The organism is Cyanobium sp. N5-Cardenillas (assembly GCF_024345515.1).
Classification (GTDB): Bacteria; Cyanobacteriota; Cyanobacteriia; order PCC-6307; family Cyanobiaceae; genus Cyanobium.
This window is the reverse complement of the sequence record NZ_JAGQBG010000111.1, coordinates 1-10,013: the sequence shown is the minus strand read 5'-3', so window position 1 is coordinate 10,013 and position 10,013 is coordinate 1. Positions and strand designations below refer to the sequence as shown.

At 60.1% G+C, this 10,013-nt stretch carries 3 protein-coding genes and 1 pseudogene; all 4 read right to left on the bottom strand.

Annotated features, from left to right (window positions below; genetic code table 11):
- A partial coding sequence (locus KBZ04_RS09975; RefSeq protein WP_254991785.1) for a DEAD/DEAH box helicase occupies positions 1 to 5,805 on the bottom strand: 5,805 nt, incomplete at its 3' end.
- Between the two features lie 2 nt (positions 5,806 to 5,807).
- Entirely contained in the window at positions 5,808 to 6,908 is a 1,101-nt protein-coding gene (locus tag KBZ04_RS09970) for a YcjF family protein (RefSeq protein ID WP_254991784.1), read from the bottom strand.
- 4 nt (positions 6,909 to 6,912) lie between these two features.
- A complete protein-coding gene (locus tag KBZ04_RS09965; RefSeq protein ID WP_254991783.1) occupies positions 6,913 to 8,592 on the bottom strand; it encodes a DUF262 domain-containing protein in 1,680 nt (559 codons plus the stop codon).
- Positions 8,589 to 10,013 (bottom strand): annotated as a pseudogene (locus KBZ04_RS09960) (hypothetical protein); the annotation flags it as partial. The pseudogene KBZ04_RS09960 and the gene KBZ04_RS09965, both read right to left, overlap by 4 nt.

Here is a 10,013-nt window from a genome sequence, read left to right as displayed (position 1 = left end):
GGATTCCTGCGCCCAGCGCAGGTCGCGCGGCAGGATCGTGCCCAACTGGTCTGACCGAGGCTCGATCACCTCAAAACGCGACACGGGGAGCCACTGTTCCGCGAAGGCTGCCGGATCCCTGATGAAGCTGGGCACCAGCCCCTTGAGCAACCCATTGGCGGGAAGCGGATCAGCGGGGCCATTGGGCTTGCCCACCACGTCTTCCCAGCAGAGCGCCCAGAAGCGGTAGCGCCCCGATCTCTGCAGAGCCATACGCTGGCGAACATCGGTAGCCAGACGATTGCGGTGGAAGTCCCAGCCGTCTGTATAGACGGCGATGGGCAGTCCTCCGGAGGTTGGAGTGATCAGAAAATCGCAACGGGATAGAACGTCAACTCCCTGGGCCTTGCCGATCTCGACCTGGGTTTGAACCATCCAGTTGACACCGTTCACACTGAGGTGAAAGGCCGTCTGTCCCTGCCAGGTGTCGGCTGTGAGTTTCACTGCCACTCCAGGGGGAGCAGCTTTCCCTTCCCGCAGCGCGTCGATGAATTTGTCCTCCAGCTCGCTCTCCACCTGGGTGGTGATCGTGATGCTGGTGAGGCTGCGCCTGCTGCTCTTCAGCTGCTCCCAGTGCCTGAGCAGCACAGTGAGCTGATCCAAGGCTCGGTTCTTGCTGATCCGATCTCGCTCGAATCGGCTTCGGTAGGCATAGAGGCACCGATAGCAACCGTCATTGCAACCACAGGCCTGTAGGGAGCTCCGGGAGTCTTCAAAAACAGAGCGCAGGCGTTCGCCACCGTTCTCCACCAGCTGTCGCAGGTAGCCAGTGCCACCGGGAACCGAGTCGTAGAGGTAGAGAAAGGTCTTTCGTTGGGTGCCCGGTCCCACTCCGTTGGCAGAGCCGAGGGACTGGGGTTCGGTGGAGACCGCTGGCAGAAGATGATCCACCTTGCCGCTGAAGTGTTTCTTCAGGCCAAGGCTGAGGGCGGCCTGAAAGGAACTTTTGCCGGTGTCGTCCCAGAAGAGGCGATCGGGCAAGAGGAAACGCAGGGCCTCTGAGTTGAACTCCCGATACATGAACAGAAGCTTGCGTGCCTTGGCGTCATCGGGCTTGTCGCGGAAGCGGCAGCTATAGGCATGCTGTTTGCTGGTGGGCGGGCCAGTCAGAACCTTGCCGCAACCGCTGCAGATCTCGAAACCGCGGACGCGGAACTGCTGACCAGCAATCAGATGGCCATTGCCGGCAGGATTCACAGCGCCGAAGTTGATTTCTCGGAAGGTTGTGCTGCCGATGAACTCCGCCCCAAAGGGAAACTCGGCGTCATCCACCGCCAGGGTGATCTCCACCCGGTTGAGGTCGGGGATGATCAGGAGCTGTCGCTGGAAGAAGGTGTTGGTGCGGTCGTCGCGGTCATCGCTGATTCGGCTAAGGGCGTCGTCGGTGGTGGCCACGACCTGTCGCAGTCGCGCCATTTCCTTCACCTGGTGGGCGTCGCAGAAGTTGGCATCCCCACAACGCGGGCAGACCTGGTCCTTGAAACCCTGTTCCCCCTCTTGGCAGCTGTAACTACAGACCCTACAGAACCGCCAGCGTTCAATCGGGTTGAGCGTCAGATCAATCTGGTCGACCTTCACACGCCGCCCCTGGGCGTAGAAAACGCCATCGGGCACCAGCTCACGAATGGCGACACTGCCTGGGCGCTGGTAACTCAGAGGCTTCAGATCCTCACTGCTCCGCCCAGCCTTGGGCTTGCGAGTCAACCGGCGCCAGAGCACCGACTTCAGAGTGACACCGGCCTCCGGGAAAGCGTAGTTAGGAAGGAAACCCTCGTCCGTCAGCATCTGTAGCAAAGGTCGGTTCTCAAGCTCCTTGCGCAGATCGGCATAGGCCCGTTGCTCGCGCAGCACCTCTTCCTTCTCCTGCTTCTGAGCTTCCAGCAGGGCAGCTGGGTTGATCGACGACAGCTCGCGAAAGCGCTTGGCCAGGCGTTTCCCTTCGTTGAACAACCGCCGCCGTTCGGAAGCGAGCCCTTCAAGGCGGCCAATCAATTTCCGCTGGAAAAGCGGTGTGGCATCGCCATCGGCAAGAAACTCCTCCCGGAGCTGCTCACGGCAGCGACCCTTGACGGTGTCCTCGTCGAAAAGGACAAGAAAGTCTTCGAGCAGGGCCTGCTGATGGTCGCGGGTCCATTGCAGCCAGGTAAAGGGAAACAGCTTGCGTTTGCTCTCCCACTCCTTCCCATCCACCGCATCGAGTGCGGCCTTGAGCTTGCGGGGCAGGGCCTCCACTGGGATGCCGCTCTGCACCCAGCGATCGATCGTGAAGGCGATCAGTTGGCGGCTGAGGATGGCCGCGGCGTCGAGGTAGCAGCCAGGAGGTGTGACCCTGCCCTGCAGCATCTCGGTGGGCTCGGCAAAGAAATAGAGATCATGGGGAGTGCCGTTGACCACGGTGCCGACCAGGGCATTGCCATCCCGGCGACCGGCGCGACCGATGCGCTGCAAGTAGTTCGCAGGCTCGGGGGGCACTGAGCAGAGCAGCACCGATGAGAGGTCGCCGATGTTAATGCCCATCTCCAGCGTGGAGGTCGCCGACAGCAGGTTCGGGTGACTGCGGGGGCCGTCATGGATGAACTGATGCTCTAACCGTTCACGGTCGCTGCGAGACAGCAGACCGGTGTGCTCGCGAGCGATGATCCGGTTCACCTGGCCGGAGGTGTACAGACGTCGGTAGAGCGGCAATCCCCCCTGGGGATCACTTTGGTAGTGACCGGAGCAACGTTGAACCAGGCAGGGCATCCCCTCCCAGATGGCACGCTCAGCTGGACGGATGCTTTGGCCGTCACCGCAGCAGGTGCAGCGCAGGCTGATCGGCTCGGCCGCCACGACAATGGCAGTTGGATCCAAGCCCCAGATTCGCTCGCCGTGATGGCCTGGCGGAAGCGCCTGCAAGACCCCACCTGCTTCCAGGGCCGCTACCGATGCCTCAAGGGCAACCTTCTGGAGTTCCGGCGCGCCGCAGTCACCCAGGCACTTGCTCAACCAGTGCATCACCCAGGTGGGCCGTCCCTTGGAGTTGACCAGTTGCTCGAAGTGCCCACGGCCGCGGAGGGACGTCAGAAAGATTGGCTTGTTGGACGAAGGGCCAATGTTGGGCAGGTGGGTGGTCAGCCAGAACGAATAGGTGTCGTCTCCACCACTGGCGAGGTACCTGCTTCCTTGGCCATCGGCGCCGAGGATCTCCGGCACGGGCAGAGCGCCCCGCTGGCGAAGGTGATGCAGAAAGCCCACCAGAAACTGCCGCACAGCGGCCTGATCGGTGTCACGCAGCGCTTCCATCTCGTTGCGCAAGCGCTCCAACAATTCCGGGAGAAGCGGTTCGAGCCCCTCAAGGCGGATCCCGGCGGCCAGTGCACCGGCCTGCTCCACCGAAGAGCCCAGGCGAGAGCGATAGCCGAACTCGGCCATCACCTCCCAACGCAGACGCTTCTCGACGATCTCCATCAGCGGGTCGTCTGGCGCGAGGGTTGGACGGGTGCTCTGTTCGATGGCGGACCACTCGCGCAGCCATTCCAAGTCGGAGGGCAGAAAGGTGGCGACGAAATCGACGGGGTTCGGCAGCTCCTGGCGCCAGTGATGAAGCAGAGCGCCTTGGAGAGCGGTCAGATCGAGCGGGTCCGGACCGGATGGCTCCAGATCTCGGCCATGGTGCTGAACGGTGCGGGTGAGCGCTGTGCGGAAGCTGGTTCGATAGGCACGAGCGGCAATGAAACCGGCTCGATGGGCAGCGTCCTGGACTGAGTCAGAGAAGGCGAGCAGCTTGCGATCGCCGTTGAAGCTGGAAGCAAACAGGGAAGAGGAACAGTTGCTGGTGAGGCTGGCGGCTGAGGCGCCGATCAGCAGCAGGCTCTGGTGGGCGCTGCAGTAGGGGCAATCAGAACTGGATTTCAGATGGTCATTCCGATCGCGGGTCGTGCAGTCGGGCACCTCGACCACCAGCAGGCTTTGACTGGAGCAGCTCTGGCACCGCGCTCCCACTACTGGGGCCTTCCGTTCTTCGCCCTTGGTGGACAGCTCCTGGATCGTGAGGCAATCCAGGCAGAACAGCCGCTCATCAGCGCTCAGGGGTGCTGCGGAGGACTTCTCACTGACCAGCGGCCTGAGGGGGAACACGTACTGGACCAGGGGATCGCGTCCAAAGAAGGCCCGGTAGAAGTTGCGGAGGTTTCGCGCCGGATCCAGCTGACTGGCGTCCTGGTGCAACAGGGTTGAGGTCCAGCCGGTAGCGCCGCAATCGCGGCAGTGCACGACAGGTAAGTGGTGATCGCCGTCGTTGCTGTCGAGGTCATCGGAATGGAGCAGCTCCGGGCTGGAGGTCACGCTGGCCACCATCCGCTTCAGCTCACGGAGCCAGATCTGGATGCGCAACTGCACCCAAGGCTGGCCGCCGGGGCCGCGAGCATGGCCGATCAGTGCCAGCAGGCTTTCAAGCAGCAACACCCGGAAGGGGAAGGGGTATCGCTCGTCGATGCCGAGCTGACGAGCAAACCGCTCCAGCAGCTCCGCGAGCGAGCAGGTACCGGCGGCCTGGCGTACGAGGTTCTGAACCGCAGGCAGACGACCCAATTCGCGGCCCAGACTGATGCGCCAGGCGGGGTCATCAATCGAACCATTTACCGGGGGCGTGAAGGCCGCGCCAAACCAGAGCGGTACCTGGGCGGCAAGGTAGGCACTGCGGACGGCATCAGCACTTCTGGCCTCACTGGCCCCATAGCTGTCTGGGTTGAGGACAGCCTCCTGATCGAGGCTGGGAGGCGGAACGAGCAGCAATCCTTTAAGTGGATCGGCGAAATCGGTGTCCTCAAAGAACTCAGCAGGGGTCTTGCGGTCCTCCTGGATCAAGCTGGAGCGATCAAACGTGCTCCCGAAGATCTGAGAGGCGTAGTAGAGCATCTCTGCTTGAGAATCACCGTCGCCGAGGGTGGCCGAGGTACCCACACAGATCAGCTCCTCACTGCTGCAGTGCAGGCGATCTCTGAGCCGGCGCACCAGGCAAGCCAGGTCGGTGCCTTGGGCTCCATCGAAGGTGTGGAACTCATCCACCACCAGGTAACGCAGCACGCTGGTTCCGTCTTCCAACCGAGCGTTCTGGGCCCAGAGGCCCTGGGTGTGGGGCTGGAGCAGAAGGTAGTCAAGTTGCTTGTAGTTGGTGAGCAGGATGTCGGGCGGTGCCTTGTGCATCGTGGACCGATCTGTGATGACCTGCTCAGGCCCCATGGCGATGGAGCTGACTTCCTCCTGGTCGCCGATGTAGAGCCCGGCACGCAGGCCAGCGAGGGCGGGGATGGTGTGGATGAGATGGGCAATCCGCTTGGCCTGGTCGGTGGCCAGGGCATTCATCGGATAGATAAGGATCACCTTGATACCCCGCTGACCTTGCGCGTACGCCTGGCGGCAGTGGTCGAGGCAGGGGTAGAGGAAGGCCTCGGTTTTGCCCGAGCCTGTGCCGGTGGCAACCAGGGTGTTCTGGGGGGAGCCCGGGCTGAGTCGCTCGAAGGCCTGCTCCTGATGCCGGTAGGGCGGGAATGGCAGCTGGAGCTCCGGGAACCAGTCGGCGCGGCTGCCCTGCTGGAACGGAAGCGAAATTGAGATGTAGGGGCCTTTGACTAGCCGATCCCGATCGGCGAGAAAGCGGTCGATCAGCCCTTCGAAGCCTGGGGTGGTGGGGTGAAAGGCGGTGGTGAGAGCATCCCGGGCGACCTGCTCCAGCTCGGCGGCGACGACAGAGGGGAGGATTGAACCGGATTCAAGGTGCGCTGCCATAGCTAACCATTACGCCGGAGGGAAATGGCCTTTGCAAACTCTCGCTTAAAGGCCTCGGCAATCTCTTGATCTGTTGGTGTCGCACCTGAACTATTAGAAAGCAAAGTGTAAAGAGCAGCGATATAGGCTTCTCCAAGTGCGGCAGTAATCACACCAGCTGTTGCAGCTCCGATGGCACCACCGGCTACGCTGCCAGCTCCAGGAATCAACTTTAAAAGATTGCTGACGATGGTACGGCCGAGGAATGCACCACCGGCGCCCCCCAGAACGCTGACGACAAGCGAGGAGAGAAAACCTTCCGTAACAGGAAGTCCAAAGATTGTTGTGATCCCTGCAATCATGGTGATCTGGACAGGAATGATTACAGCTGCATCAGCAAATGGAATAGGAGCGGCTGCGATGCCACCGGCGGTGACCGTTGCCGCAGCTACAGCCTGATGGGCTTGTGTTGTTTTTAAGTCCAGGTCAACCTTCTGAGCAGCTGCGAACGCTCGCCTATGGGCCTCTGGCACAAGCTGCATGGAATGCTGAACAAGGTCATTGAGCCCCCTGGGCTCAAGAACATGCCCGTCATCAAACTCCTCCCGAAGTGCTCGAACGCGGATGACATTGGTCAACTTCGGAAGGAGATCGTGAACCGTCTGCCGGAACCCTTGGTCTGCTCGTGCCTTAGTAATCACTCCAACGACAGGAACGAAGTCAACAAGCTTCTCGACCAAGTCATGTTCTGCGTCCTCTACTCTGCGGAGGTCCTCGGCGATGCAGACCCAGGCCAGATGGATATGGGTAGTAGGATCGAGGCTTTGCCGTCGATCGGCGATGAACTTGCGCAGCTGATCATCAGTCTCTTTGAAGTTGGCCATCTCCAACCCCCGCGTGTCAAAGATGGAGAGTGGGATGCCCTCCTTTTTGATCTCCCTTGTGCCAGGGGTTACTGGCCTTCCTACGCCAGTACGCACAAAGTCACCCTCAAAGACTGAATTGATTAAGGTGCTTTTACCCACACCACTTCGGCCAGCGATCAGGATATTGACATGGCCCCGCTCTTTCATGGCTTGATTGTAAGCATCTTGGATGATCTTGTGGAGGTCGAAGTTGCTCATCGCTTTAGGCTGTGTGGGAAGGCGCAGTAGCTGAAGCGACGGCGGAGGCCAACAGCTTGAGCCTTTGGGAGAGGAAGCCCTCATAGTCATCAATCCATTGAGCCGCGTCAGGTCCATGGGGGATGAGATGACTTTTCAGGACCTTTGCCATGGGGAAATGCTCCTCTGCGCGCATCTCCTCCATGTACTCGGAAGGAGCTTGGCAACTGATGCGTTGGTTGGTGGTGCTGTCAATCAGGCAGCGGTTAAGCACCACGTCACGATGGCGAGCTTCAATGCCTCGGTTTTCCAGAAACTTGGCGGGAAAGATGTGGTGATCGTCGATGCCATTACTCATCAGCAGCTGGTGGTTGAGCACAGCGCGGCTGTGGAAATCAAGGGGAGCGGTACTCGAAGTGAGCATCAGGCAGATCGTTGCTCGGTAGAGGGAGCGCTGGCGTGGTGTGACTTCACGCAGAAGATCATGATTGAACTGAAAGGTTCGAACGGTTTCAGGAGGCTGGGACTGGGGATCTTGAAACCATGCGATCAGTTCATTCACGTCCCTGGTGCTCTGGGTATTGGGCGCATTTTCGTAGGCCTGGCTGAATACGGAGCACCAGAACCAGCGAAGAACTTGCTCTCTTTGAGCACCAATGGCAACCCCCTTCGAGTCATCGAACCAGGCAAAAGCCGCTGCCATCGGAGGCAGCATGGTGGCGTAGGGCAACCAACGGGGTTGGAGTACCCAGCAATCGTCGGCCAGAAGCGTGAGGGCTCGATCGAGTCCCTTTACCACTCGTGGCCACCAGTGGGCCACGGTGTCGGCGTCAAGGTTGAGTACATCGCCGCGCTTGCAGCTGCGGGCCTGGCCGCCAGCCAAGGCGATTGCCATTAGCAGGTAGTAGGGATCGACATCGAACCGGATGATCAACGGGTGCTCAGCGCGGGCCCGCTCCCAGAGATCTCGGAGGCGAATCTCTTGACTCCAGAAGCGAGCGGTGAGCAGCTCGAACACGCTGAGCTTCACGCCCGTGCGGTTGAGCGTTTCGAAGATTGTGCACAGGGCCGCTGGCTCGGTTTCGGCAGAGAGGGTGACGACTGGAAAGTCGTAGCGCTCGAAGGCATCGATCCAGTCGCCTCGGATCTTCAGGAGCTCCTTCTGGAGCTGCTCGCGGTCATCGGAGGCGCGGGTGGCCACCACGGTGAGCATCCAGTTGAGATATCCACCGGTACCGCTTTTCAATACGGCCAGTGGCAACAGAAGGTGCTCGGCCTGGTAGCTGGGATCTTCTCGCCGCTTGAACGCCGATCGCGTGATACGTAGGTAGCTGATGGCGTCTTCGAAGTCCTCGCCTTCAATCAGCTTCTGCAGGCTGAGGTAATAGCGATGATCGCCCTTTCCGTAGAAGGCCTGATAGAGGGAGGTTAGGCGCTGCTGGCCATCGAGCACCAAGAACGTGTGATGTTCGCTGGCGGCGGGCGCACCCTCGAAAGCACGGGCCGAAAAGACCCGTTCCCGATCACGCACACGCAGGATGCTGCCGGCGGGATAGCTGTTGGCGATCGAGACGATCAAAGCCTGAGTGGCGCTGGGCTCCCAGACGAAATCGCGCTGGAAGTCGGGCAACACCATGTCGCCGGCTTCAATGAGAGCGAGCAAATCCAGGAGGCGCTTCGGGTTGGTGTCTTCGTAGATGGTCACGTCGCCACCTCCGCCCTCTCAAAGAACTCCCACGCCACCCGATAATCCTCCACCCGATCACACAGGCTCCAAGGAGCCTCATAGCTGATCGTGCGCTCCACCGGTCCACCGGGCAAGGTGTCGTCGAGAATTGTGCGAGTAAACGTGCCGGAGATTTCGTGCTGGATATCTTCCCAGCCGGTGGTCTTGGCAGCCCCACGGCCTTTGCCCTTGCGGGGGAAGCCGACGCGGGTGAGGCCCTTGCTGGCCGTGAACACGATGCGGCCGTTCTGGTCGTACCAGGTATCGCGTTCGTATTGCTGCATCACTGGGAATTGCACGCGGTAGATGGTGATCAATTCCTCAAGGGTGAGTCCAAGAGCTTGGGCAACGAGCACATCGGTCTCCACCAATGTCTGGCGGCGCATGAAATCAGTTCGCACAGCGCAATTTCGCTGCCAGGTAGAGGTGAGATTTGTGAAGAAGCTGTTGGGCAAACGGGGATCTGGCTTGGCCCACTGCTGCTGGGTGAATTCTGGCTGCCAGCAGTCAGCCCAAAGATCGGCGTACTGAGTGGTGATGCAGTTGAGGGTGAGGGTGCGGAACATCATGGAGAGTTCATGATAAGACTCCAGAAGGGGGAATAGCAGGAAGTCGCCAGCAGTAAGATCTGTTTTGCCCGCCGTCTTTATCCAAAAGTCAGCAGGCACTGAAGTCAAAAAAGATGCGAAGAGAACAGCTATCCGATGATTCTGGAAGGCAAGCGAGATAACTGCATTAACATGCCCAGTGTCCTTGTGAGCCAAAGACGAAAGCAATGTCCGCTCTCTTCCCTGGCTGAGCCGCCTCCTGCAGGCAACCCGATAAAACTCGGTGACAGGCTGCTTCTCACCCCAGGGAACCACAGGTATACGGGAACGATATTCGGCGAGTGGCACATCCGGGCAATAGTTGCTGCGTGGCAGGTAATCGTCCGGCAGGGTGGTGAGATCGAGGCAATCGTAGTGGGCTTTTTCAGTGCAGACTTTTTGAGGCGTTTTGTAGCGCGGGTTGCCCTCAGAAAAGTGCGGTCCTGAGAGGATGAGATCCCTGGGATCGGGCGGAAAGCTGGTGTGGCGACGGATTGTGCCATCTTTTTTCACAGCATTGGTTTCATCCCACATCACTGTTGTGTAATACTTCCCCTGGAGATCGCCGAGACGTTGTGGGGCGGCGGCAAATCTCTCCAGAACGCTTATCAGTTGCCGAGAATGGAGCGAGGGCAACCGTGCCTGCGTAGACGGCGTGCCGGGCTCGTCGTATAGCTGGGCGAACAGGGCCAGGCTTGAGTCGCCGACCAAGATCAGCCGCTGGCGGTGGCCCGCCATGTTCCATTGGTTGCCCTCTGTTTTCATGCCTCCAACAGCGCCACTTCCATCGTGGCCGAAGCAGGCATCCACAGT